22 protein-coding genes are annotated in these 24,990 nt (G+C 73.2%); 12 read left to right on the top strand and 10 right to left on the bottom strand.

The genetic code is table 11. The features are described from left to right. Nucleotides 1–7 precede the first annotated feature (7 nt). The 4 genes from SKED_RS16120 to SKED_RS16105 form a co-directional block, all read right to left on the bottom strand. Nucleotides 8–1,228, bottom strand: a complete 1,221-nt coding sequence (locus SKED_RS16120; protein WP_012868244.1) for a hypothetical protein — start codon at nucleotides 1,226–1,228, stop codon at nucleotides 8–10. After that, a complete protein-coding gene (locus tag SKED_RS16115) occupies nucleotides 1,225–1,863 on the bottom strand; it encodes an RNA polymerase sigma factor (RefSeq protein WP_012868243.1) in 639 nt (212 codons plus the stop codon). The genes SKED_RS16120 and SKED_RS16115 overlap by 4 nt, the downstream gene beginning before the upstream one ends. Nucleotides 1,864–2,016: 153 nt before the next feature. After that, entirely contained in the window at nucleotides 2,017–3,303 is a 1,287-nt protein-coding gene (locus SKED_RS16110) for a hypothetical protein (protein ID WP_012868242.1), read from the bottom strand. Continuing rightward, nucleotides 3,300–3,893, bottom strand: coding sequence for an RNA polymerase sigma factor (locus SKED_RS16105; protein WP_012868241.1), 594 nt, complete (start codon nucleotides 3,891–3,893; stop codon nucleotides 3,300–3,302). The genes SKED_RS16110 and SKED_RS16105 overlap by 4 nt, the downstream gene beginning before the upstream one ends. A 187-nt stretch (nucleotides 3,894–4,080) precedes the next feature. Here SKED_RS16105 and SKED_RS16100 point away from each other — a divergent pair, with 187 nt between their 5' ends. The 6 genes from SKED_RS16100 (at nucleotide 4,081) to SKED_RS16075 (ending at nucleotide 10,651) form a co-directional block, all read left to right on the top strand. Continuing rightward, nucleotides 4,081–6,387: a sodium-translocating pyrophosphatase gene (locus tag SKED_RS16100; RefSeq protein WP_012868240.1), complete on the top strand. Its 2,307-nt coding sequence runs from the start codon at nucleotides 4,081–4,083 to the stop codon at nucleotides 6,385–6,387. A gap of 62 nt (nucleotides 6,388–6,449) precedes the next feature. Continuing rightward, nucleotides 6,450–7,205, top strand: a complete 756-nt coding sequence (locus SKED_RS16095) for an endonuclease/exonuclease/phosphatase family protein (RefSeq protein WP_012868239.1) — start codon at nucleotides 6,450–6,452, stop codon at nucleotides 7,203–7,205. A gap of 61 nt (nucleotides 7,206–7,266) precedes the next feature. Beyond that, the gene (locus SKED_RS16090) at nucleotides 7,267–7,710 is read left to right on the top strand and encodes a hypothetical protein (protein ID WP_012868238.1); all 444 of its coding nucleotides are present in this window, start codon (nucleotides 7,267–7,269) and stop codon (nucleotides 7,708–7,710) included. A 59-nt stretch (nucleotides 7,711–7,769) separates the two neighbouring features. Continuing rightward, nucleotides 7,770–8,228: a hypothetical protein gene (locus tag SKED_RS16085; RefSeq protein ID WP_012868237.1), complete on the top strand. Its 459-nt coding sequence runs from the start codon at nucleotides 7,770–7,772 to the stop codon at nucleotides 8,226–8,228. 174 nt (nucleotides 8,229–8,402) lie between these two features. Then, a complete protein-coding gene (locus SKED_RS16080; RefSeq protein WP_012868236.1) occupies nucleotides 8,403–8,819 on the top strand; it encodes a hypothetical protein in 417 nt (138 codons plus the stop codon). A 182-nt stretch (nucleotides 8,820–9,001) separates the two neighbouring features. After that, entirely contained in the window at nucleotides 9,002–10,651 is a 1,650-nt protein-coding gene (locus tag SKED_RS16075) for a DUF7059 domain-containing protein (protein ID WP_012868235.1), read from the top strand. 4 nt (nucleotides 10,652–10,655) lie between these two features. Here the strand turns inward: SKED_RS16075 and SKED_RS16070 are convergent, their stop codons facing one another. Both SKED_RS16070 and SKED_RS16065 read right to left on the bottom strand, forming a co-directional pair. Further along, nucleotides 10,656–12,335, bottom strand: a complete 1,680-nt coding sequence (locus tag SKED_RS16070) for a sensor histidine kinase (RefSeq protein ID WP_217167898.1) — start codon at nucleotides 12,333–12,335, stop codon at nucleotides 10,656–10,658. Continuing rightward, complete coding sequence (locus tag SKED_RS16065) at nucleotides 12,332–13,147, bottom strand: response regulator transcription factor (protein ID WP_012868233.1); 816 nt, start codon at nucleotides 13,145–13,147, stop codon at nucleotides 12,332–12,334. Before SKED_RS16065 ends, SKED_RS16070 begins: the two co-directional genes overlap by 4 nt. Before the next feature lie 412 nt (nucleotides 13,148–13,559). Here SKED_RS16065 and SKED_RS16060 point away from each other — a divergent pair, with 412 nt between their 5' ends. The 3 genes from SKED_RS16060 to SKED_RS20440 all read left to right on the top strand — a co-directional run bounded on the left by SKED_RS16060 (nucleotide 13,560) and on the right by SKED_RS20440 (nucleotide 18,942). Then, the gene (locus SKED_RS16060) at nucleotides 13,560–14,480 is read left to right on the top strand and encodes a phosphatase PAP2 family protein (protein WP_012868232.1); all 921 of its coding nucleotides are present in this window, start codon (nucleotides 13,560–13,562) and stop codon (nucleotides 14,478–14,480) included. Between the two features lie 103 nt (nucleotides 14,481–14,583). Further along, the gene (topA, locus tag SKED_RS16055; RefSeq protein WP_012868231.1) at nucleotides 14,584–17,472 is read left to right on the top strand and encodes a type I DNA topoisomerase; all 2,889 of its coding nucleotides are present in this window, start codon (nucleotides 14,584–14,586) and stop codon (nucleotides 17,470–17,472) included. Nucleotides 17,473–17,661: 189 nt separating this feature from the next. Continuing rightward, nucleotides 17,662–18,942 (top strand): polysaccharide deacetylase family protein, encoded by a 1,281-nt coding sequence (locus tag SKED_RS20440; protein WP_174269735.1) that lies wholly within the window; start codon nucleotides 17,662–17,664, stop codon nucleotides 18,940–18,942. Here SKED_RS20440 and SKED_RS16045 read toward each other — a convergent pair. Beyond that, on the bottom strand, nucleotides 18,872–20,005 hold the full coding sequence (locus SKED_RS16045; protein WP_012868229.1) for a glycosyltransferase: 1,134 nt from the start codon (nucleotides 20,003–20,005) through the stop codon (nucleotides 18,872–18,874). The genes SKED_RS20440 and SKED_RS16045 overlap by 71 nt on opposite strands. 3 nt (nucleotides 20,006–20,008) lie before the next feature. Next, nucleotides 20,009–21,004, bottom strand: a complete 996-nt coding sequence (locus SKED_RS16040; protein WP_012868228.1) for a phosphodiester glycosidase family protein — start codon at nucleotides 21,002–21,004, stop codon at nucleotides 20,009–20,011. A gap of 138 nt (nucleotides 21,005–21,142) precedes the next feature. Between SKED_RS16040 and SKED_RS16035 the strand changes: the two genes are divergently transcribed. Both SKED_RS16035 and SKED_RS16030 read left to right on the top strand, forming a co-directional pair. Continuing rightward, complete coding sequence (locus SKED_RS16035; protein WP_012868227.1) at nucleotides 21,143–22,219, top strand: Gfo/Idh/MocA family protein; 1,077 nt, start codon at nucleotides 21,143–21,145, stop codon at nucleotides 22,217–22,219. Then, on the top strand, nucleotides 22,216–23,355 hold the full coding sequence (locus SKED_RS16030; RefSeq protein ID WP_012868226.1) for a Gfo/Idh/MocA family protein: 1,140 nt from the start codon (nucleotides 22,216–22,218) through the stop codon (nucleotides 23,353–23,355). The genes SKED_RS16035 and SKED_RS16030 overlap by 4 nt, the downstream gene beginning before the upstream one ends. On the opposite strand, the gene SKED_RS19810 is transcribed toward SKED_RS16030, so the two are convergent. Next, a complete protein-coding gene (locus SKED_RS19810) occupies nucleotides 23,352–23,669 on the bottom strand; it encodes a hypothetical protein (protein WP_012868225.1) in 318 nt (105 codons plus the stop codon). The two genes, SKED_RS16030 and SKED_RS19810, sit on opposite strands and share 4 nt — an antisense overlap. 104 nt (nucleotides 23,670–23,773) lie before the next feature. On the opposite strand from SKED_RS19810, the gene SKED_RS16020 reads away from it, so the two are divergent. Next, on the top strand, nucleotides 23,774–24,274 hold the full coding sequence (locus SKED_RS16020; protein WP_012868224.1) for a MarR family winged helix-turn-helix transcriptional regulator: 501 nt from the start codon (nucleotides 23,774–23,776) through the stop codon (nucleotides 24,272–24,274). A gap of 39 nt (nucleotides 24,275–24,313) precedes the next feature. Here SKED_RS16020 and SKED_RS16015 read toward each other — a convergent pair whose 3' ends face one another. Further along, a complete protein-coding gene (locus SKED_RS16015; RefSeq protein ID WP_012868223.1) occupies nucleotides 24,314–24,982 on the bottom strand; it encodes an HAD-IA family hydrolase in 669 nt (222 codons plus the stop codon). Nucleotides 24,983–24,990: the final 8 nt, after the last annotated feature.

The raw sequence follows: 24,990 nt of genomic DNA, 5'->3' as shown, positions 1-24,990 counted from the left end.
TCGGTGGTCAGCCGCCGGGGCAGGTCGGGTCGGTCTCGACGACGCCGAGCACCTGCGCCCCGGACAGCGCGAGGAAGGAGTCGGCGCTCGCCCGGTCCGCGAAGACGACCCCCACCCCGAGCGTCGACGGTTCCAGCCCCAGGGCGGCCGACGGGTCGGCGGGGCAGTGGCCGACGGAGATCGGCTGGCCGCTGTACCCGAGCGAGTCGACCGTGCGCGTCGCGTCGAGGAGCTCCTGCGGGGTGTCCCCGAGGGCGAACCAGACGACGGCCACCCCGGTCGGGAAGGCGTTCGTCCGCTCGACCTCCGCAGGCCACCCCTCGGGTCGCGGGGGTGCCGGTGCCGGGACGCCGTCGGCGTCGAGCCACACGCCGCCGACGAGGTCGCTCGTGGTGAAGGTCCCCGGGACGTCGGTCACGGGACCGCGCAGGTACTCCTGGGGCTCGAGGGTCTGCTCGAGCACGGTCCAGGACTGCTGAGCCCACACCTCGTAGTACCCACCCGGCAGGTTCGTCGGGACCTCCGGGCCGGTCAGGCACGGCGCCGACGGCAGGTCCGCGGTGAAGACGGCGACCGACCCGGTGAGCGGCTCGACGACGCTCGTCCCCCCAGTCGGCGCCGCGCTCCCGACCACGCGCCCGTCCTGCACGAGCACGAGCGTGGGGTCGGTGACCTCGGCGCGCAGCTGCGACACGCTCTGGTTGTACGCCGGCACCTCGAGCCCGGTGACCGTGCCGTCGGCGGGGCTCGGAGACTGCAGGTCGAAGGGACGCAGCAGCACGGGCGCGCCGTCGGTCGACACAGGCGCGGCACCGCACTGCGGGAACACGGCCGCGGGGTCGAGCGGCGCGAGGGCGGAGGGCGGTACCGGTGCCTCGCTCTCGACGGGCGGGGCGGGCTCCTCGGCCGGTGCCTCCGTCGGGGTCGGCTCCTCCGGGACGGTGCCGGTCTCCTCGGGGGTGGCCGACGGCGGGTCGGCGGTGACGGTCACGGGCAGGCGGTCGGGGAAGCTCGAGGCGTCGTCGCGCGTCGACGTGTAGACGGCGGCGGCTGCGGCCCCGGCGACGAGCACCGAGATCGCGGTGACCGACGCGACGACCACCGGGCGACGGCGGCGGGTGCGCTCGACCTCCGCGACGGTGCTGGCGACGACGTCGGCGGGCGGGGTGGTCCGTGCGCTCCCGGCCTGAGCCAGGTCGGCGAGCGAGCGACGCAGGTCGTGGCTCATGAGGGGCTCCCGGGAGTCGTGGTGGACGGTGCGGACGACGGCGGTGCGGCGTCCGTCGGCGGGCTCCCCGACGGTCGGGGTGCGGCGCGGAGCGCCTCGGCGGCGGACGGCGGGCGGAACCTGTCGACCGTCTCGTCGGGCTCGAGCGGCGCGATCTCGCCGAGGTGTCCCTTGAGGACGGCGTGGGCGTCGAAGAGGTGGCGCTTGACCGTCCCGACCGAGCACCCCATCTGCTCGGCGACCTGCGGGACGGTGAGGTCCTCGTAGTAGCGCAGGACGACCGCGGACCGCTGCCGGGCCGTGAGGGCGTCGAGCGCCGTCGCGACGTCGACGTGGTCGGCGACAGCCCCGGAGTGCTCCTCGGCGCGCTCCGACCGCCCCACCAGGTGACGGACCCCCGACCACCGCTGCTTGCGGCGGTACCCGTCGAGGTAGATCGTGAGGATCGCGCGCCGGACGTAGGCCTCGGCGCCCCCGGGCTCGGGCGTGCTCTTGCGGGAGTACGTCTTGACCAGGGCGTCCTGGACCAGGTCCTCGGCCTCCTTGGACCTCCCGCACAGCAGGTAGGCGTACCCGACCAGCGCCCTGTGGCGCTCGTGCACCAAGGTGCTCAGCTCGTCGTGCCACTCAGGCATGCGACATCTCCCCCATCACGCTGTCCCCCTCCGCGCGGGCCGTCGTCGCGGCCCGTCACCCTCTAGACGCACGGCAGGCCGAGAACGTTGAGACGAGAGGTCCGGACGGTGAGCCTAGCCAGCAGCGGGCGCGTGCGCGGACGACGACGAGGGTCAGCGGCAGGCGGCCTCGCCGTCCACCTGGACGGGGGTGTACCCGAAGGCGCTGCTGAAGAGGTCGACGAACCGCGCGGCGTCCTCGGCGCTGTCGAAGGCGACGCCGTAGCCGAAGGTCATCGTGAGGTCGTCGGTCGGCGACACCCCCGCGAGAGCCTCGGCCGCCGCGGGCTGGCAGGAGACCTGCAGCAGGTGCTCACCGGGGGCGTAGCCGATGTGCTCGAGGGACGTCCGTGCCGCGGCCAGGACGACCGCCGCGTCCGTCTGGACGCCCTGGTCCGCGGCGCCGAAGCCCTGGACGGGGGAGAACCAGACGACGCTCTGCGCGGTTGCGGTGCCGGCCCACAGCGCCGGGGTCACGTCCTCGGGCCAGTCGAGCGAGGCGGTCGCCTCGTCGAGGACGGCGCCGTCCCGGCCCACCAGGGTCCCGGGGTCCGTGACGCCGACGACGGCAGCCGTCCTCGGTGCGTCGCCGAAGTACCGCACGACGCCGCCGTCGCCCGGGTCGACGAGCGTCATGCTCAGCGGGGGGCCGACGACGAGCCCGGGGTCGCCGACGTCGGGGCCGGTGGCCGTCCGTGGTGCGTCGGGGTCCGCGACGCGGGTGACGCCGTAGACGGTGTAGGTCCCGGGCTCGTAGGAACCGTCTGAGTCGCCAGAGGTGACCTGCCCGCAGGCCTGCACGCCCCAGGACGTCAGCATGGCGACACCGTCCGGGTCGAGCGTGGCCTGGGTGCTCGACCACGCCCCGGGGCCTCCCGGCGGCGTCGCGACGACCACGCCGTCCTTGACGACCACGAACCCGGTGGGCCCGACGACGGAGCGCTCGTCCTCCGAGCCACGGGCGTTGACGTAGAGGCTCGGCAGCGGCTCGGTCGCCGCGAACAGGTGCTCCTCGAGGGGCCCTGCGGCGAGGTCGCTGCCGTCGAGGTCGGCCACGGCGGCGGGACGGTCGGCCGCGAAGGAGTACACGATCGACGGGGACGCGGTGGCCTCGAGGTAGTCGGGCGCTGGCTGTCCGCACAGCGTCCGGATGCTCTGGCCGCGGGGGTCGTCCGGCAGCGCCACGGGCGCGGGGTCGTCACGGAGCAGCTGGAAGGCGGCGACGGCACCCGTGCCCGTCACGGCGAGGCAGGCCGCCGTCGCCGCGGCCACCAGGACCGGCCGGCGGCGGCGTCGTGCCCGGACGGTCGCGAGGACCCGGTCGGCCGAGGCGTCGGCGTCGATCCCCGACGAGCCGAGGGAGGCGAGGGAACCGAGGTCGTCGCGCAGGGTGCGGCTCACAGTCGTGTCCTTGTCGTCGGAGGTGCCAGGGGTGTCGGGAGGACTGGGGGTGCCAGGGGTGCCGGGGCGGGCAGGCGAAGGGGGCCGGGTGCCCCCTCGGAGAGGTCGACGTCGTCGCCGAGGATCCCGCGGAGCACCTCGTGGGCGTCGGAGAGGTGCCGCTTGACGGTCCCCGGTGCGCAGCCGAGGTTCTCGGCGACCTGCGGGACGGTGAGGTCCTCGTAGTACCGGAGCACCACGCAGGCCCGCTGGCGTGGTGTGAGCGCGTCGAGGGCGACCGCCACGTCGAGCTGGGCGCTCGTCGCGAGGTCGGTGCTCTCCTCCCGGTCCGGGACGCCCACCAGGTGCTTGATGCCCGACCACCGGCGCCGGCGCCGGTACTGGTCGAGGTAGATCGAGAGGATGGCGCGGCGCACGTAGGACTCGGACGTCGTGGCACCGGGGGCGCGACGTCGGCTGAACACCTTGACGAACGCGTCCTGGACGAGGTCCTCGGCCTCCTTGACGCTCCCGCACAGCAGGTAGGCGTAGCCGGTCAGCGCGCCGATGCGTCCGCGCACCATCGCGCTGAGCTCGTGCTCGTCGGTCATGGGTCCCCCTGCTGTCGGTGCTGTCGATCGCCCTCATCCTCCACAACGCACCGTGCCCGCAGAACGTTGGGGCGCGTCTGCCTGCGTGCGTGCGCCCACCTGCGTAGACTTCCCGCTACGTCGACCGAGTGTGATCGACGTCACACCCGACGAGCGTCGGGTGCGGTGCAGTCGTCAAGGAGGACGGATGCTCGAGCTCGGAACCACCAGTCTCGTCATCGTCGGCGTGATCGCCGTCGTCGGAGCCCTGTCCCTCGTCGTCGCCGTCGTGCTCAGACGCCAGGTCCTCGCCGCACCCGAGGGCACGGACAGCATGAAGGAGATCGCGCTCGCGGTCCAGGAGGGGGCATCGGCGTACCTCAGCAGGCAGTTCCGGACCCTCGCGATCTTCGTCGTCGTGGTCTTCGGCCTGCTCTTCGTGCTGCCCGGCGACGCGAGCATCCGCGTGGGCCGCTCCGTCGCCTTCGTCGTCGGGGCCGGCTTCTCGGCCGCGATCGGCTACCTCGGCATGTGGCTCGCGACCCGGGCCAACCTCCGTGTCGCCGCGGCCGCCATGCACCCCGGGGCCCGCACCGAGGGCGCACGGATCGCGTTCCGCACCGGGGGAGTGGTCGGACTGTCGGTCGTCGGCCTCGGGCTGCTCGGTGCCTCCGGCGTCGTGCTGCTGTACCGCGGCGACGCCCCTGCCGTCCTCGAGGGCTTCGGCTTCGGTGCCGCGCTGCTGGCCATGTTCATGCGCGTCGGCGGCGGCATCTTCACCAAGGCCGCCGACGTCGGGGCCGACCTCGTCGGCAAGGTCGAGCAGGGCATCCCCGAGGACGACCCCCGCAACGCCGCGACCATCGCCGACAACGTGGGGGACAACGTCGGCGACTGCGCAGGCATGGCCGCCGACCTCTTCGAGTCCTACGCCGTGATGCTCGTGGCCGCCCTCATCCTCGGCAAGGCGACCCTCGGCGAGCAAGGTCTCGTGTTCCCGCTGATCGTCACCGCGGCCGGGGCCTTCGTCGCCCTGCTGGGCATCGCGACCACCCGCGTCCGCGGCACCGAGAGCGGTCTGCGCGCCATCTACCGCGGCTTCTACGTCTCCGCCCTGCTCGGTGCGGTCCTCGCGGCCGTCGCCGCCTTCGCCTACCTGCCCGCGACCTTCGCGGAGTCGCCGGGGACCGCCGACCTCTCCGACGTGACGAGCGACCCGCGGGTCGTCGCCAGTCTCGCGGTGCTGATCGGCGTGGTGCTCGCCGGGATCATCCTGTGGGTCACCGGGTACTTCACGGGCACGACGTCCAAGCCCACCCTGCACGTCGCCGCGACGTCCCGGACGGGCGCCGCGACCGTGATCCTCTCGGGGATCGGCGTCGGCTTCGAGTCGGCGGTCTACACCGCGGGCATCATCGCCGCGGCGATCTGCGGGGTGTTCCTGCTGGCCGGCGGCTCCGTGTGGCTCTCGCTGTTCCTCGTGGCGCTCGCCGGCTGCGGCCTGCTGACCACCGTCGGCGTGATCGTCGCGATGGACACCTTCGGCCCGGTCTCCGACAACGCCCAGGGCATCGCCGAGATGTCCGGCGACGTCGACGCCGAGGGCGCCCAGGTGCTCACCGACCTCGACGCCGTGGGCAACACGACCAAGGCCATCACCAAGGGCATCGCGATCGCCACCGCGGTGCTCGCCGCGACCGCTCTGTTCGGGTCCTACGCGGACGCCGTCGAGACCGCGCTGCGCGACGTCACCGACGCCGCGACCACCGGCATCGTCACCTCGATGCTCAGCTTCGCGATCATCTCGCCGGTCACGCTCGTCGGCGTGATCCTCGGCGCGGCCACGGTGTTCCTCTTCTCCGGGCTCGCCATCGACGCCGTGACGCGCGCGGCCGGGGCGATCGTCTTCGAGGTGCGCCGGCAGTTCCGCGAGCACCCCGGGATCATGACCTACGAGGAGCGCCCCGACTACGGACGGGTCGTCGACATCTGCACCCGCGACTCCCTCCGCGAGCTCGCGACACCGGGGCTGCTCGCCGCCTTCGCGCCGATCGCGGTGGGCTTCGGGCTCGGCGTCGGGCCGCTCGCCGGGTTCCTCGCCGGGGCGATCGGCTCCGGGGTGCTCATGGCGGTGTTCCTCGCCAACTCGGGCGGGTCCTGGGACAACGCGAAGAAGATCATCGAGGACGGGGCCTACGGCGGCAAGGGCTCCGCAGCCCACGAGGCCGTCGTCATCGGCGACACCGTCGGCGACCCCTTCAAGGACACCGCCGGCCCGGCGATCAACCCGCTCATCAAGGTGATGAACCTCGTCGCCGTGCTCGTCGCCCCCGCCGTGGTCGCGATGAGCGTCCCGAACGACGCCAACCACACGCTGCGCATCGCCATCGCGGTCGTCGCGGCGGGCATCGCCTTCGGGGCGATCGTCGCCAGCCGCCTGCGGGCCGCACGCGTCGACGCCGCGTCCCTCGAGGAAGAACCCGCAGCAGCCGCCCGCCGCCCCCGCGACACCTGACCCGCGGTCGTCCGGCCCCGGGCTCGGTTGCGCGGCACCGGGGCCAGGACGACCATGGCCGCATGACGGACGACGCACGCCCACCCCGGTCCGGCGGCGACGCCGCGGCGCCCACGCTGCGCGTGCTCAGCTACAACGTCAAGAGCCTCCAGATGGACGCCGCGGCCGTCCGCGACGTCATCCGCGAGAGCGACCCGGACGTCGTCGCGATCCAGGAGCCGTGCCGATACCTCACCGGGGGCCGGCGTCGGATGCGTGCCCTGGCCGCCGCGACCGGGACGGTCTGCGTGGTCCCCGGCGGCAGCCCCTTCGGCGCGTACACGACCGCCCTCCTCGTCGCCCGGCGCCACGAGGCCTCGGTCGTCCGCCGCCGGGGCCGTCCTCTGAGCTGGCGGTGGTGGCGTCGACGGGACCTGCGCGCCTGGCCCACGCGCCGGGGGAGCGCGCTCGTCGACCTCGGCGACGTGGTCGTGGTGTCGGTGCACCTCGGCCTCGACGCGCGCGAGCGCCTCGAGCACTGCGCCGAGGTCGCACGTCTGGTCGAGCGGGCCGGAGCGCACCGCTGCGTGGTCGCCGGCGACCTCAACGAGGAACCGGGCGGCCCGTCGTGGCAGGCGCTCGGGTCCCTGCTGCGCGACGCCGTCCCGGAGGCCCCCGGGCTGACCTTCGCCGCGCCGCGCCCCGTCCGGCGGATCGACGGCGTCCTCGTCGGCGACGGCTTCGAGGTGCTCTCGTCGACCGTCCTGCGGACCCCGGCGGCGCTCCGCGGCAGCGACCACCTGCCGCTGCTCGTCGAGCTCGCCCACCTTCGAGGCTGAGCCCACCCCGACCGACCGGCGCCCGAGGTGCGCGAGGCCGTGACCGGGCAGACCATGAGGCATGGACGATCCCCGCGACGCACCCGACGTCGACCACCAGGTCCCACCCGGCGTCGACGACGCGACGGTCGAGGCGGTCGGTGCGCTGACCGCCGCCCTCGAGGTGGTCGAGCAGGCGCGCGGCATGCTCTACGCCTTCCACCGCCTCACCGGACGTGCCGACAACGACCTCGCCGCGGCTCTCGACGACCTGGCTGCGGCGGGGCACACCGAGCTCGCCGACGAGGTCCGCGCCGACCTCGTCGGGCGCAACGTCATCGACGGGCGCTGGACCTTCCAGGTGGTCGAGGACTACGACGACGGCTACTGGTCGAGGTTCCGCGAGTGGGAGTCGACGGTGCGGGACCAGCTCACCGACGGCCGTCGGCACGTCTACGAGGCGCAGCTCAAGGAGCAGAACCGGACGCACGGCCGCGAGGGCCACGAGGCGCGGCCGGGCACCTGAGCACATCAGCCCTGAGCACCTGGTTTGGTCGGTCGGACGGTGCCGCGCACCATAGGAGCATGCGCACCACCCGCCGTCGCACCTCCTCCCGCACCTCCTCCCGCAGCGCCGTCCCGGCGCTCGTGACCGCCTCGCTCGTCGCCCTCGTGGTCGCGGGCTGCAGCAGCGAGGGGCAGCCGACCGGCCCGACGGCGCAGTTCTGCGCGGACTACGCGACGTTCACCCAGGCGGCGTTCCTCGACGACGTCGACACCGACGACGTCGCGTCGGTCCTCACAGCGCTCGACACGATGGTCCAGGACGCCAAGCAGATCCGGCCGCCCGAGGAGATCGGGGCGGCGTGGACGACGGTCTTCCAGGCGAGCCAGGACCACGTCCAGCTGATGCGCGGCGTCGACTGGTCCTCCGAGGCCGCCCAGCAGGAGTACTTCGCGTCGGTCCAGGGCTTCGAGTCCGCCGAGCTCACCGAGGCGACGGCCGAGGTCGAGGCCTTCGTCGCCGCCGAGTGCCCGGCCTGACCTCGGCCGCACGTCCCACCTGACCTCGGGCGGGAGCACCCAGCAGCGTGCCCGAGGGCTGCTCGTCTGGAGCCCCGCACCACCCGGCCCAGAGGTTCACCCGCCTCAGGCATGGGTACTTGTGCCCCCGTTCCTGGGTTGCGGCTGTGAGCGGGGCGACCTGAGGATGGAGCCATGACCACACGCCGGAACACCAAGAACCTGCTCGCGACGTCCACCGTCGCCATCCTCCTCGCCGGAGGCCTCACCGCGTGCAGCGGCGGCGGCTCCATCGAGGACTTCTGCAACGACGGCAAGGCCCTCTCGGACGGGTCGGCCTTCACCGACATCGACAGCTCCGACCCCGAGGCTGCCAAGACCGCCTTCGCCGACCTGGTCGACCAGGTGAAGGACATCGACGCACCGGACGACATCAAGGACGACTGGGACACCCTCGTGACGGCCTTCGAGGGCCTCAACGACGGATTCCAGGACGCCGACGCGAACGACCCCGAGGCGCTCGCCGCGGTCTTCGAGGACTTCAACACCCCCGAGGTCCAGACCGCGAGCGACAACGTCAGCGCCTTCACCGACGAGAACTGCGAGGCCTGATCTCGCAGTCCCGGGCTCTCACCCGGGCGCGACGACAGTCTGACGGCGTGACGACCGAGGGCGGCTCCTGCGACAGGGGCCGCCCTCGGCGTCTCCGGCTGCGGGCCGCCGCGGGCGAGCGGACCTGATCGCTGACCGCCCGGCGCACCGTCGTCCTCGCGCGATGCGGAATCATGGTGCCCATGAGCCAGACCACCGCCAGCAGCCCCGCGCCCTCCGCCGACCCGACGCTCGTCGCCCGGCTCCGGGCGGACCTCGAGGTGAGCGGCTACACCGTCGAGGGCGTCGAGTCGGCCCTCGGCCCGGTCGCCGCCAGCGCCCTGCACCGTGAGCAGGCGCTCCCCGCGCTCCGGGCCAGCGCCCCCGGACCGACGGACGACGCCGCGCAGCCGGCGGTCCTCACGCTCACCCGGCTCTTCGTGCTCGGGCAGGCCGTCCCCGCCGTCGCGCTCGACGCCGCCCTGCCCTCGCTCACGGCCGCAGGTGCCGCAGAGCTCGGGCTGGTCGCCCTCTCCGGCGAGGCCCCGCAGGGCTCCCAGGACGCCGAGCCGACAGCCCGTCCTCTCGTCGACCTGCGCCCCTACGCCGCGCACGACGCGCGGGGTCCGGTCGACTGGTGGCTGGCCTCGGACCTCGGCGAGCTCGCCACGGGTGGTCGCCTCGCGGGCGACCACGTCCTCGGAGCCGGGGGAGCGTCGATCACCCTCGCTCAGGTGACGGTGCGCTCGCCGCGGACCCGGGTCCTCGACCTGGGGACGGGGTGCGGCATCCAGGCGCTGCACGCGTCCCGGCACGCGCAGACCGTGGTCGCGACGGACATCTCCGAGCGGGCCCTGCGCTTCGCGGCCTTCAACGCGGCGCTCGACGGCGTGCGTCTCGACCTGCGCCTGGGCTCGATGCTCGAGCCCGTGGCCGGCGAGGAGTTCGACCTCGTGGTCTCCAACCCACCGTTCGTCATCACCCCGCGGCGCGCGGCCACGGACGGGGCAGGCGGCGCGGAGGTCCCGTCCGGTGACGACAGCCTCCCCGGCGAGATCCCCACGTACGAGTACCGCGACGGTGGTCGCTCGGGCGACGACCTCGTCCGGGACCTCGTGACCGGGGTCGGCGCCGTCCTCGCCCCCGGCGGGGTGGCGCAGATGCTCGGCAACTGGGAGCACCGCGCCGGTGAGCCGTGGACCGAGCGGGTCGGTCGGTGGCTCGACGAGTCCGGGCTCGACGGCTGGGTGATCCAGCGCGAGGTCCTCGACCCGGCCGAGTACGCCGAGACGTGGATCCGTGACGGCGGGACCACCCCCGAGCGCGAGCCCGAGGCCTGGGCGGCGGCGTACGGGGCGTGGCTCGACGACTTCGCGTCGCGCGACGTCGAGGCGATCGGCTTCGGCATCCTCCTGCTGCGCCGCCCGCTCCCGGGCGAGCAGGTCACGCTGCGCAGGCTGGAGGAGCACACCGGGTCGGTCCGCCAGCCGCTCGGCGCGCACCTCGAGACCAGCCTCGCCGCGCACCTGTGGCTCGAGACCCTCGACGACGCCGCCCTCGGCGCGCAGCGCCTGGTCGCGGCGGCGGACGTGACCGAGGAGCGGTTCTACACGCCCGGTGCGGCCGACCCGAACATCGTCATCCTGCGCCAGGGCGACGGCCTCGGGCGCGGCGTGCACGCGTCGACGTCGCTCTCGGCCCTCGTCGGTGCCTGCGACGGCGAGCTCTCCGTCGCACAGATCGTCACGGCGATCGCCTCGATCTTCGAGGTCTCCGCGGACGACCTGTCGGCCGAGCTGCTGCCCGCGGTCCGCGGGCTCGTCCGTGACGGCTTCCTCGCGGAGCAGGGCTAGGTCTCTAGGCCCGGGTCTCCCGGTGGGCGTCGCCCGCCGGGGCTGACGGGAGGGTCACCTCGAAGGTCGTGCCGGGGCCCGACCCGGCCCTCGGGTCCCGCCCGGCCGGTCCTTCGGAGCCGGTGGACGTCTGGGGGCTGGCAGGGCTGCGCACCGTGACACTGCCGCCGTGCTCCTGGACGATCGCCTGGGCGATGGCCATCCCCAGGCCGGTCGAGCCGCCCACCCGGTTCCGGGCGGCGTCGCCGCGGCTGAAGCGCTGGAAGAGCGTGGGGAGCAGGGTGGACGGGATCCCCGGGCCGTCGTCGGTCACGGTCACGACGACCTCCTCGCCCGCGGTGCGCAGCCCGAGCACCACCCGGGTGCCCGGGGGCGTGTGGACGCGGGCGTTGCTCAGCAGGTTGACGAGGACCTGCCGGAGCCGAGCCTCGTCGCCCCGGACGACCACGCCGTCGGCGTCCTCCGCGTCTGCGACGTCAGGGAACCCGTCGTCCTCCGCCCCACCCGGCAGGTCGAGCTCCCACGCGTGGTCGGGGCTCGCCGCGTGCGCGTCGGCCAGGGCGTCGACCGCCAGGACCACGAGGTCGACCTGCTCGCGCTCGAGCGGACGGCCCGCGTCGAGCCGGGCGAGCAGCAGCAGGTCCTCGACGAGAGCGCCCATCCGCAGCGCCTCCGACTCGATGCGGTCGAGGGCGCGCAGGGTGTCGGTCGGGACGTCGTCGGGGGACCGACGCACGAGCTCGGCGTAGCCGCGGATCGAGGCGAGCGGGGTGCGCAGCTCGTGGCTGGCGTCGGCGACGAACTGCCGCACCTGGGTCTCGGACTCGTGCCGGGCCGCGAGCGAGGACTCGACGTGCCCGAGCATCCGGTTGAGCGCGGCGCCCACGGTGCCGACCTCGGTGCGCTCGTCGGTGTCGTGCACGTCGACGCCGCGGATCTCGGCGACCTCGCCGCGGTCGAGCGGCAGCTCGGAGACCCGCAGCGCCGTGCCGGCGACGCGCTCGAGGGGGCGCAGCGCGCGACGGACGAGGACCGTGCCAGTCGCGGCGGCGAGCGCCACGGCGAGCACGATGAGCGCGACCTCGACGACCACGTAGGCGCGCAGCGGGTCGTCGGCGGGGGCGGTCGACTTGGCGGTGACCACCTTGTCCCCGGACGGAGTGGTGGTCGAGATCGCGAGGTAGGTGCCGAGGTCGCCCAGGTCGACCTCGTGGATCTGGCGGTCGGTCGGGAGCGCGTCGAGCGTGGCCAGCTGCTCGGTGCCGACGAGGGACCGGAACTCACCTGCCTCGTCGAAGTACCCCGCGCGCACCACGGTGCTCCCGGAGAAGAGGACGTCGATGTCGCCGGTGGCCTGCCCGGGCACCTGGTAGGGGCCGGGCGTCTCACCCGGGACGGAGCCGGGGTCGACCGTCGAGGGCGGGGTGGAGCCGGAGCCGAGACCCTGCGGGCGGTCGGTCGCACGGGCGCTCGCCTGCGTCAGGTCGTCGCGGATCTGCCCGAGCAGCTCGGAGCGCAGCGACAGGGTGGAGAGCACGGCGAGCACGGAGCAGATGAGCAGCACGAGCCCGATGACGAGCGCCACGAGCTGGCGGCGCAGGGTCCACGGTCGTCGCCTGCCAGCACGCGGGGCGGCGTCGTCCCCTGGGCCGGTCGGGGCCCCGTGCAGAGGGGCGGCGCTCACGCAGCCGGCTCTGTCCCCGCGGCGACGGGCTCCCGGGGGGCGGTGGCGGCAGCCTGCTCGGAGGTGAGCACCGCCGGCTTGAGCACGTAGCCGACGCCGCGGAGGGTGTGGATCATGGGCTCGCGCCCGGCGTCGATCTTGCGACGCAGGTACGAGATGTAGAGCTCGACGATGTTGGCCTGCCCGCCGAAGTCGTACTGCCACACGCGGTCGAGGATCTGCGACTTGGACATGACGCGTCGGGCGTTGCGCATGAGGTAGCGCAGCAGCTCGAACTCGGTCGCGGTGAGGTGGATCTCCTGGCCGGCACGGTCCACCTCGTGGGAGTCCTCGTCGAGGGTGAGGTCGCCGACCACCAGCCGGGCCTCGTCGCGGGCGGCGCTCGCCCCGGCCCGGCGCAGCAGGCCGCGCAGCCGGGCGACGACCTCCTCGAGGCTGAAGGGCTTGGTCACGTAGTCGTCGCCGCCCGCGGTGAGGCCCGCGACGCGGTCCTCCACGGAGTCGCGGGCGGTGAGGAACAGCACCGGCACGCCCTCCTGCTGCTGGCGGATGCGGCGGAGCACCTCGAGGCCGTCGATGTCACCGAGCATGATGTCGAGGACGATCACGTCGGGCACGGTCTCGCGGGCCAGGCGGACGGCCGTCTGGCCGTCGAGGGCCGTCGACACGTCCCAGCCCTCGTAGCGCAGCGCCGAGGTGAGGAGCTCGGCGAGGTTGGGCTCGTCGTCGACGACGAGCACGCGCAGCGGGCTGCCGTCGGCGCGGGTGAGACGCGGGAGGGCTGCGCGAGAGGTGGGGTCCTGGGGTGCCATGCGTCCATGGTGCTCCCGGCTGTCCTGGAAAGCCCTGGGTCGGGGCTATGAGTTTCCTGTGAGTCGTCGAGGAGCCGTCGAGGAGTCGTCGTGGAGCCGGCCAGGAACCGCCGGGGAGCCCTCGGTGGTGGCGTGCGCGACTCGTCGACACCCTCTGCCCAGGATGGTCACAGGGGTGGACTACCGTTGGACGGTGAACCTCGACCGACGACCCGGCGTGCTGCCGGCTGCAGGAGCCCCGGGCCCTGCACGCCGTGACCAGCATGCTGCGCCGTACGCCTCGACGCGACTGCTGCCGACCACCCCGGAGGTCCCCTCCTACCCGTCGGCCGGGCCGTCGGGAGGCACACCCTCGCTGCCGCCACGACCTCCCTCCCGTGCGCCTCGCCCCGGCTTCTGGACGGTCGTCCCCGTGGGCGTCCGTCTCCTCGCGCTGCTCGTCGCCGTCGCCGCCGCGGTCGGGACCTTCGTCGTGTGGGAGGTGTTCGTCGCCACCCGCACCGGACAGGTCGTCGAGGACTACGCCTACGACGGTGCGCTCACCGGCCGCACCCGGCTGTGGACCGTCGCGGAGCCCGTCCTGGGCGTCGTGTCCGTGAGCTTCGTGGTGCTCGGCACCCTCGCGGCCGTCGCGATCGCCCTGGTCCGCAGGCGCTGGCTCCTCGCGGTCCAGGCCCTCGTCCTCGTGGGCGGCGCGAACCTCACCACGCAGCTCGTCAAGAAGGTCGTGCTCGACCGTCCGGTCTTCGACTCCGAGGCGTGGTGGACCAACTCGCTCCCGAGCGGGCACACGACGGTCGCGGCGTCGGTGTCGGTCGCCCTCCTGCTCACCGTCCCCCGGCTCGCGCGCCCCTGGGTGGCGTTCTTCGGCGCCGTCTACACCGCGGCGACGGGCATCTCGACACTGGTCGGGCAGTGGCACCGTCCGAGCGACGTGGTCGCGGCCGTGCTCGTCGTGCTCGCCTGGGGTGCGCTCGCCTGCTCCCTGACCACCTGGGACGCGCAAGACCCCGGGCCGGCGGACGACCGCCCCCGTCGGATCTCCGCGCCGAAGGGCTCGTCCTCGGCCTGGGTGCTCGCGGTCCTGGGGGTCGCCGGCATCGGCGCGGGCGGCATCGCGCTGTGGGCGCTCCAGCAGACGGTGACGGTCGCGACCGGGTCGGGGCAGCCGCTGACGACCAACGCCGAGATGGTCGCCTACGCGGGCGGGGCGGCCGGCGTGGTCGCGGCGACCGCGCTCTCCTTCGGGTTGCTCCTCGCGCTGCGGCAGACCGTCGCGCGGCCACGTTCTGCGGCTTCCCGCCGTGCTCCAGGTGTGACGACGGCAGCATGAGGCCGTAGGCTGCCGAGTTGAACGACTGTCCAGGTCTCGCACCACGGCTCGTCACCCGACCCGTCGCAGGCCGACACACAACGTCACGGAAGCAGGGCCCTGAATGTCCGCTGGTCGCAAGCTCGTCATCGTGGAGTCGCCCGCCAAGGCACGCACGATCGCCGGTTACCTCGGCGACGACTACGAGGTCGAGGCGAGCGTCGGGCACATCCGTGACCTCCCGCAGCCCTCGGAGATGCCTGCGGACATGAAGAAGGGCCCCTTCGGCAAGTTCGCGGTCAACGTCGACGGTGGGTTCGAGCCGTACTACGAGGTGTACGCGGACAAGAAGAAGAAGGTCGCCGAGCTCAAGCGGGCCCTGAAGAACGCCGACGAGCTCTACCTCGCGACCGATGAGGACCGCGAGGGCGAGGCCATCGCGTGGCACCTGCTCCAGGAGCTCAAGCCCAAGGTCCCCGTGCACCGCATGGTGTTCCACGAGATCACCCGCGAGGCGATCAACCGGGCTCTGGAGAACACCCGCGAGATCGACGGTCGCATGGTCGACGCGCAGGAGACCCGCCGCATCCTCGACCGCCTCTACGGCTACGAGGTGTCCCCGGTGCTGTGGCGCAAGGTCCGCCAGGGCCTGTCTGCTGGTCGTGTGCAGTCGGTCGCGACCCGCCTGGTCGTCGAGCGCGAGCGCGAGCGCATGGCCTTCGTCACCGCGAACTACTGGGACGTGTCGGGCGACTTCACCACGCAGGACGGCCCGGACGCCGGCGAGTGGTTCTCCGCGAAGCTGGTCCAGGTGGACGGCGCACGCGTGGCCTCCGGCCGCGACTTCACGGACGCCGGCGAGCTGAAGAGCCCCCAGGGAGTGGTGCATCTCGACGAGCAGGCCGCGCACGCCCTCGTCACCGCCCTGGCCGACCAGCCGGCCGCGGTCCGCAGCCTCGAGACGAAGCCGTACACGCGTCGCCCGGCCGCACCGTTCACCACCTCGACGCTCCAGCAGGAGGCGTCGCGCAAGCTCCGCATGTCCTCTCGGCAGGCGATGCGCACCGCGCAGACCCTGTACGAGAACGGGTACATCACCTACATGCGTACGGACTCCCCGTCGCTGTCGACCCAGGCCACCGACGCCGCGCGCCGCCAGGCCGCCGAGCTCTACGGCCCCGAGTACGTGCCGTCGTCGCCCCGCGTCTACGCCTCGAAGGCCAAGGGTGCGCAGGAGGCCCACGAGGCCATCCGCCCCGCAGGGGACTCGTTCCGCACGCCGGCCCAGGTGTCCCGCGAGATCAGCGGCGACCAGTTCAAGCTCTACGAGCTCATCTGGAAGCGCACGGTCGCGTCGCAGATGGGCGACGCCCGCGGCTCGACGGCCTCGGTCCGTCTCGGTGTCGCCGGGACCCTCCCCGCGGGCGCACCGTCGATCGGCGACGCCGGCCCTGGCTCCCAGACCGACGCCGTCTTCGCGGCCTCGGGCACGGTCATCACCTTCCGCGGCTTCCTCGCCGCCTACGAGGAGGGTCGCGACACCGACCGCTACGACTCCGCCGACTCCACGGGGACCTCCAAGAAGGCCGAGGGCGACGCACGGCTGCCCCAGATGGCCGAGGGCGACGCGATGACCTCGCGCGAGCTCTCCGCAGACGGGCACTCGACCTCGGCGCCGCCGCGCTTCACGGAGGCCAGCCTCGTCAAGGCGCTCGAGGAGCGCGGCATCGGCCGCCCCTCGACGTACGCGTCGACGATCTCGACCATCCAGGACCGCGGCTACGTGCTGAGCCGCGGCCAGGCCCTCGTGCCCAGCTGGCTGGCCTTCGCGGTGATCCGGCTGCTCGAGGAGCACTTCGGCCAGCTCATCGACTACGACTTCACCGCCGAGATGGAGGCGGACCTCGACGCGATCGCCGCGGGCGACAAGGAGCGCGTCGCCTGGTTGACGCAGTTCTACTTCGGCGACGACACCGAGGGCTCTGACGAGGGGCTGCGCCAGCTCGTCGAGGACCTCGGCGACATCGACGCCCGCGAGATCAACTCGGTGCCGATCGGCGAGGGCATCACGCTGCGCGTCGGTCGCTACGGCCCGTACATCGAGGACACCGCCGCCGAGGTCGCGGAGGGCGAGAACCCGCCCCGTGCCTCCGTGCCCGACGAGGTCGCGCCCGACGAGCTCACGGTCGCCAAGGCGCGCGAGCTCCTCGAGACCCAGGGCGACGGCGACATCGAGCTCGGGGTGGACCCGTCGACCCAGACGACCATCGTCGCCAAGGCGGGCCGCTACGGCCCGTACGTGACCGAGCTCCTGCCCGAGCCCGAGTTCGAGGAGGGCCTGTCGGCCGCCGCGCTCAAGCGCGCCAAGGCCGCCCTGCCCAAGCCGCGCACGGCGTCGCTGCTCAAGACGCAGTCGCTCCAGACGATCACCCTCGACGACGCGCTCCAGCTGCTCTCGCTGCCGCGCGTGGTCGGCGTCGACCCCGAGTCCGGGACCGAGATCACCGCGCAGAACGGCCGCTACGGCCCGTACCTCAAGCGCGGCACGGACTCCAGGACGCTGCCGAGCGAGGAGTCGATGTTCACGGTCACCCTCGCCGAGGCCCTCGAGATCTACGCGCAGCCCAAGCGTGGGCGCGGGGCCACCGCCGCGCCGCCGCTCAAGGAGCTCGGCGAGGACCCCACGTCGCAGAAGCCGATCGTCATCAAGGACGGTCGCTTCGGCGCCTACGTGACCGACGGGACGACCAACCGGACGCTCCCCAAGGACATCACCATCGAGGCGATCACCCACGAGCAGGCCGTCGAGCTGCTCGCGGAGAAGCGCGCCAAGGGCCCGGTCAAGAAGACCACCCGTGCGACCGCCGCCAAGAAGACCCCGGCCAAGAAGACGCCCGCCAAGGCCACGGCAGCGAAGTCGACGACGGCCAGGTCGACGACCACGAAGACGGCGACCGCCAAGAAGGCCCCGGCCAAGAAGGCCCCCGCGAAGAAGGCAGCGCCCGAGGCCTGACACAGGCCGCCGGACACCGCTCGACGGATGCCGCTCGCCCCTCCGAGGGCGGGCGGCATCGGCGTCTCCGGGACGCTCGACCTCACCCGCGTGGTCGGGTGCACCCGACCGACCTCGCGGTTACGGTCGGAGAGCACACCGAGCGCGGCAGGCTCGCGGCCTGCGGCGAGACGACGGCAAGGGGGGACGATGACGTCCTATGCAGAGCGGACGCGTGCCCGGACCACTGGGGAGGGTGCTGCGCGCGGCGGCAGGCTGAGCCGCACGGCGACCCTCGCCCTCGCGGTGACGACGTCGCTCTCGCTCGTCGCGTGCTCGACCTCCGCGGCAGGACCCGGCAGCGAGACGGCGACCCCGACGACGGCTGCGCCGACCGCTGCGCCCTCGCCCTCGGCGCCTGAGCCGACAGCCGACCCGGTTCCCTCACCCGACCCGGCTCCCTCACCTGACCCGGAGCCGTCACCTGACCCGACGCCGGAGCGCGCAGAGACCAACGTCCCGATGACACGTCTCGCGCCGGGCGAGCAGCCACCGCAGTTCATCATCTTCTCCTTCGACGGCGCCGGCTGGCACGACCGTTGGCAGGAGTTCTCGGCGGCGGCCGAGGAGGTCGACGCCCGGTTCACCGGGTTCCTCACCGGCATCTACCTGCTGACGGACGAGCACCGCGACGCGTACACGGGGCCGGGCCACGCACCCGGCCGGGCGTCGGTCGGCTTCGGCGGGTCGCCGGAGGACGTGACGACGCTCGTCGAGGACCTCAACGGCGCGTACCGGGCCGGTCACGAGATCGGCACGCACTACAACGGGCACTTCTGCGCGGACAACCCGCCCGGTGCCGGCGACTGGTCGACGGCCGACTGGACGAGCGAGCTCGACCAGTTCTTCGCGTTCTGGGAGGGCTGGCGCGAGATCAACATGATGCCCGAGGCCCAGGAGCTCGAGGTCCCGGCCTCGGAGGTGCGTGGAGGTCGGACTCCGTGCCTCGAGGGGGACTGGGAGCAGATCGCCCCGGCGTGGGCGGAGCACGGGCTGACCTACGACTCGTCCATCCCCGGCAGCGGCATGGCATGGCCCACCCAGCAGCACGGGGTGTGGGAGTTCGCGATGCAGTCGACGGCCTCACCGACCCTCGGGAACGTCACGGCCATGGACTACAACTTCTGGTACAAGTTCAACCAGGCGCAGGACCAGCCCGAGCGCGCCGGCGAGATCCACGACGCGGTCCTGGAGACCTACCGTCACATGTACCAGGCGACCTCGACCGGCAACCGTGCCCCGGTGCTCGTCGCCAACCACTTCAACGCGTGGAGCGGCAACGCCTTCAACCCGGCCGCCCGCGACTTCATGCTCGAGGCCTGCGACGACGAGGGCACGGTCTGCGCCACCTACTCCGACGTCATCGCGTGGATGGAGCTCCAGGACCCCGCCGTCCTCGCCGAGCTCCAGTCCCGGCCACCGGTGTACTGAGAGGCGCGTCGGCGTGGTCGCCGACCCCGGGATCACGCCGGAGGCGCTCGGGTCGGGCGAACACGACCCTGCGCTGGAGCTCGTAGCCGAGCACGAAGAGCGTGAGCTCGGTGAGCACCTTGGCGGGGAGCAGCGCGACGCCGGCTGACGTGAGCGCGAGGAGCAGCGCGTAGTTCCCCGCGAGGAGCAGCGCGACGACGGCGTAGTACTGGACCGCCGCGGCGGCCACGGGCTTGTCCCGGCCGGAGGTGAAGACCAGCCGCCGGTTGGTGGTGAAGTTGACCGCCGAGCTCAGGGCACGCGCGCCGACCACGGACCCGAGCAGCGACCCGGTGACCGCGTGCAGCACGAGGAGCGCCACGGTGTCGACCACGAAGGCGGCGAGGGACGCGAGGCAGAACCTCAGCAACGGGGCGTAGATGCGCAGGGAGTCGACGACCGGCCGGAAGTGCGACGCGGCGTTGTCGTCGAGGTAGATCGTGGCGATCTCGACCTCCTCGACGGTGCGGCCGCTCGCCGAGGCCTGCAGGAGCAGGTCGAGCTCGTACTCGTAGCGGTCGCCCCCGACGCTCAGCAGCCAGGGCAGCGACGACGCCGGGTACCCGCGCAGGCCCGTCTGGGTGTCGTGCACGCGCAGCCCCGTGGCGAGGCGGAACAGCGTCCGCGTCACGGAGTTGCCGAGCCGGCTGCGCAGGGGCACGTCGCCGACGAAGAGCCTCGAGCCCAGCACCATGGAGGCCTGCGAGGTGCGCACCCGGTCGGCGACCCGGAGGACGTCGACGACGCTGTGCTGCCCGTCGCAGTCGGCGCAGACGACGTCGTCACCGGGGTGGGCGGCCACGACGTGCGCGAAGCCGGTCCGCAGGGCGGCGCCCTTGCCGCGGTTCGCGGGGTGCGTGAGGACCGTGGCCCCGGCGGCGCGGGTCGCGTCGAAGACCGAGGCGTAGGCGGGGCCGGAGCCGTCGTCCACGACGACCACGCGGACACCCGGGTGGGTGGCGAGCGAGCCGACGAGCTCGACGAGGGTGCGGGACGGCTCGTAGGCCGGGACGAGGACGATCACGGGTCACCCGCCGATGTACAGGATGTCGGAGGTGCCGCGCTCGTCGCCCCGGCCGAGCGGGTCGTTGACCAGCTCCCCGCCGAAGTACATGGTCGACGACCCTCCGCCGTCGAGGTTGTAGGCGGTCGTGGCCCCCAGTCCCTGCATGATCTCGGCGAGGCCGGTCATGGTGACGCCGGCGCTGTAGCCGGGGCTGCGGCCGTCGACCACCACGAACACCAGGTGGTTGTCGTCGACCACACCGACGGCGGTGCGTGGCTGCTCGCCCTGGATGGAGTGGTTGCCGATGTTCGTGTCGACCTCGACGTCCTCGATCCCGGAGAGGACCTCGCCGTCCTCCAAGAGCGCGGGACCGAAGGACAGCGTGTTCCAGACGCCGTCGGCCACGAGCTGGTCGGCGGTGGTCGCGGTCTCGTCGTAGACCTCGACGTGACCGTCGGTGTAGAAGGCCAGACCCTGGCGTGCGCCCTCGTCGCGGTACACGACGCCGTTGCGGATGACGATCCCGGTGTCGCGGAACCCGTAGTAGTCGCCGTTGACCGCGAAGACCGCGTCGTTGTCGGCCGCGATGTCCGAGGTGGTCTCGGTGATGTTCTCGCCGAAGGCGTTCTGCGCGAAGGCGGACCGCAGGACGGTCGCGTCGGTGAGCGTCACGTCGGCCACGTAGTAGGTGACGGTGTCGTCCCCGGTGCCGGTCGTCACCGTCGAGACGGTGACGTCGGCGTCGTCGGAGGTGTAGGTCGTGTCGGTGAGGACCGCTGCCGACGCGGCGTCGGCGGTCTCGGTCGTCGTCGAGGTGCTGCCGGTCGTGGTGGTCGCGGCAGACGCCTGCATGCTGGCCTCGTAGGCGGCCACGTCGGCGATCTCCACGTGCTCCACGACGTACCGGTCGAGGGCCCAGGCCGTGCCGCCCGCGACGGGCAGCGCGACGGCGAGGGCCCCGGCGAGCACGGCGCGGCGGACGCGTCGGGGGCGGGGGGTGCGGGTCGTCGGGTTCATGGGGGAAGGTCTACCGAGCGGCCCTGTGCGGGCGGTATGAGACCGCTGAGGGTCTGCCGTGGCACGGCGCGCGCCATCCCGCGGCACCTCCCGTGGCCCCGGACGACCTGGGCCGTCGTCCTCCGCTAGCGTGGGCGCATGACTCTCAGCGTCGAACCGTCAGACACCACGACCATCTCCCTCACCGACGCCGTGCCCTCCCCGGCCGACGCCCCCGCCGTGCGGTGGGGCATCCTCGGGGCCGGCGGCATCGCCGGTGCCTTCGCCCGCGCGGTCACCCAGGACACGGCCTCGACCGTGGTCGCGGTCGGCTCGCGGGACGCGGCCAAGGCGCGCGCCTTCGCCGACGAGCACCTCGGCGACGACGCCGGTCAGGCTCACGTGCACGACTCCTACGAGGCGCTCGTCGCCGACCCGGACGTCGACGTCGTCTACGTCGCGACGCCGCACTCGCACCACCGTGACCACGCCCTCCTGGCCATCGAGGCCGGCAAGCACGTCCTCGTCGAGAAGGCCTTCACGCAGTCGGCCGCCGAGGCCGACGAGGTGCTGGCCGCGGCGCGCGCCCAGGGCGTCACGGTCATGGAGGCCATGTGGACCCGGTTCCTGCCGCACGTGGCCACGATCCACGAGATCATCGCCCGCGGTGACATCGGTCGTGTCGTCACGGTCGTCGCGGACCACGGGCAGTACTTCGACGTCCCGCCCGAGCACCGCCTCGTCAACCCCGAGCTCGCCGGCGGTGCGCTCCTCGACCTCGGGGTGTACCCGGTGTCCTTCGCGCACGACATCCTCGGTGCGCCCACCTCGGTCACGGCCGTCGGCCAGCTGACCGACACCGGTGTCGACGGCCAGGTGAGCGTCGTCTTCGACTACGAGGGCGGCCAGCAGGCGCTGCTGCACACCACCCTGTGGTCGGCCACGCCCACGACCGCGAGCATCTCGGGCACCGAGGGCCGCATCGAGATCGACGGTGCCTTCTACACGCCCACCTCGTTCCGCGTGGTGCGCCGCGACGGCACCACGCAGACCTACACGACGCCCGAGGTGCAGGGCCTGGCCTTCGAGGCCGCCGAGGTCGCCCGCCTGGTGACCGAGGGCCGGACCGAGTCCGAGCGCATGTCGTGGCAGGGGACGCTCGACGTGATGACCTCGCTCGACGAGATCCGCCGGCAGGTCGGCGTGGTCTACCCGGGCGAGGAGCGCGGCGTATGAGCGACGCGGCGGTCGGCTCGACCCCGGCGGTCGACGACCCGCGCCTCGCCCCGGCGCTGCGCTGGGGCGTGCTCGGTGCGGGCTGGATCGGCGGGTCCTTCGCCGACGCCGTGCGTGACCTCACGAGCAGCACCGTCGTCGCGGCGGGCTCGCGCGACGCCGAGAAGGCGGCGGCCTTCGCGGCGGAGCACGGTGTCGAGCGGTCCTACGGCTCCTACGAGGAGCTCGTCGCGGACCCGGACGTGGACGTCGTGTACGTCGCGACGCCGCACTCGCACCACCACGAGCACGCGCTGCTGGCGATCGCCGCGGGCAAGCACGTGCTCGTCGAGAAGGCCTTCACGCGCAACGCCGCCGAGGCCCGCGAGGTCGTCGCGGCCGCCCGCGAGGCGGGGGTGTTCTGCATGGAGGCGATGATGACGCGCCACCTGCCGCACACCGCGATGCTGCGCGAGATCGTGCAGCGCGGCGACATCGGCGCGGTCCGCGAGGTCCGAGCGGGCTTCGACGTCACGGTGCCCTACGACCCGGCGCACCGGATGTTCGACCCGGCGCTGGCCGGGGGAGCGCTGCTGGACCTCGGGATCTACCCGTTGTCCTTCGCGGTCGACCTGCTGGGCCACCCCGACGAGGTGCGGGCGACCGGTCTGCTCGCACCGACGGGCGTCGACGCGCAGGAGACGATCGTGCTGCGCTACGGGCAGGAGGCGCTCGCGACGCTCACCACCTCCGTGCGGACCACGGCACCGGGGACGGCCACGATCGTCGGGTCGGAGGGGCGCATCGAGATCGACGAGCGCTACCTCGTCCCGACGACGTTCCGCGTCGAGAACGCCCACGGTGTCACCGAGTACGACGGGCGCCTGCGGGCGGCCGACGGCTCGGTGGTCGAGGAGGGCAAGCAGTACGAGGCCGCCGAGGTGGCCCGCTGCATCGCGGCGGGTCTCACCGAGAGCCCTCGGATGACCCTCGACCAGACCGTCGAGCTCATGGAGATCATGGACGACGTCCGGGCTCAGCTCGGGGTCGTGTACCCCGGCGAGGTCGGCCTGGCGTCGGGCGAGGTGGCGAGCCCGATGTCGGCGGCCGCGTCGGTGTTCGTCACGAGCCCGTCCACGGGGCCCGCGGGCGCCTAGGGCTGCTCGGCCTCGTCGGGAGCGTCGGGAACCGCGACGACGTAGCTCTTCCCGTCCTTGCCCACCACGCGGGTCAGGGTCGTCCGCAGCGCGCGGTCCCTGCTGCGCTCCGCCTCGGTGGCGGGGCGCAGCGGCGCCGTCGAGTCGCCCACCTGTGCGGGGCCGAAGATCGGCAGCAGGCTCTTCTCGGTGAGGCGGAGGCCGGCGGTCGCGTCGGGGGAGGGTTCTCCGGGCAGCACGGTCCGTGCGGGCGTCGGCTCGGAGGCCGTCGTCTGCGCGGTGTCGTCCTTGGCGTGCCTGCGGCCGAAGATCACGGCGTGCCTACTCTCTCGGGCTGGTGAGGTCGTCGGGATCGACATCGTTGGTGTACCAACCATTGGTGCACCAAGCATAGCCGAAGAGTGCGTAGGCTTGGCGGGTGCCCGACTCCGACGTGCCCGACCCCGCTGCGACCGCGGCCTCCGCCTCTGCCACCCCTGCGCAGGACCCGCTGGCCCTCGAGAGTCAGGTCTGCTTCGCGCTCTCGGCAGCGGCCCGGGCGATGGTCGCCGTCTACCGACCGGTCCTCGAGCCGCTGCGTCTGACGCACCCGCAGTACCTCGTGATGCTCGCGCTCTGGCAGCACGGGGACCTGTCGATGACGAGCATCGCGGCACTCGTGCACCTCGACCCCGGGACCGTGACCCCGCTCGTCAAGCGGCTCGAGAGCACGGGGTACGTCACGCGACGGCGCGACGCCGACGACGCCCGCGTCATGCTCGTCTCCCTCACCGCAGAGGGGGCGGCGCTGCGCAGCGTCGCCGAGGGGATCCCGGCTCAGGTGGTCGCCCGCACCGGGCTCACGCTCGACGAGCTCGCCGACGTCCGACGGTCGGTCACCCGGGTCGTCGAGGCCGGCCGCGACGCCGGCGTGCTCTGACCGGAGCAGCTCCCCGCAGGGTGTCAGGACGTCGAGGTGTCAGGCCGTGCGGTCTTCGAGGACGAGCGTCCCCTCCGCGGTGACCCGCACGGCGACGGCCCAGACGCCCGGTGCGTGCGCGTCGGCGTCCAGCTCGTCGAGGCTGTGCGTCCCGGCGACCGCGAGCGTCGCGCACCCGGCGGCCCGGCCGGACTCGAGGCCGGCCGGTGCGTCCTCGACGACCAGGCAGCGTGCGGGGTCGAAGCCGAGCAGCTCCGCCCCGCGGCGGAAGGGCTCGGGGTCGGGCTTGCCGCGGGAGATGTCGTCGGCCGTCACGACCACCCCGGGCGCACCGATCCCGGTCGCGGCGATGCGCACCGCCGCGAGGTCACGGGTGCACGACGTGACGATCGCGTGGCGCTCCGCGGGCAGCGAGGCGAGCAGCTCGGCCGCGCCGGGCAGCACCCGGACGCCGTCGGTGTCGCCGAGCTCGATCTCGGTGATCCGGGCGAGGGCCACCTCGACCTGCTCGGCGGGCAGCAGCCGCTCGACGAGGGAGCGTGCGGGCGTGCCGTGCGCGATGCGGAACTCGTCGCCGAGCCCGTGCTCGCGGCCCCAGAGCGCCCAGCTGCGGTCGACCGCCTCGATCGAGCTGATGAGCGTGCCGTCCATGTCGAAGAGGATCGCGTCGAAGGTGCGGTCGGCGAAGGCGAGTCCTGGTGAGAGCATGTCCCCGA

The organism is Sanguibacter keddieii DSM 10542 (assembly GCF_000024925.1).
GTDB classification, from domain to species: Bacteria; Actinomycetota; Actinomycetes; order Actinomycetales; family Cellulomonadaceae; genus Sanguibacter; species Sanguibacter keddieii.
The sequence above is the reverse complement of the archived record's forward strand: the minus strand, read 5'-3'. Positions and strand labels throughout refer to the sequence as shown.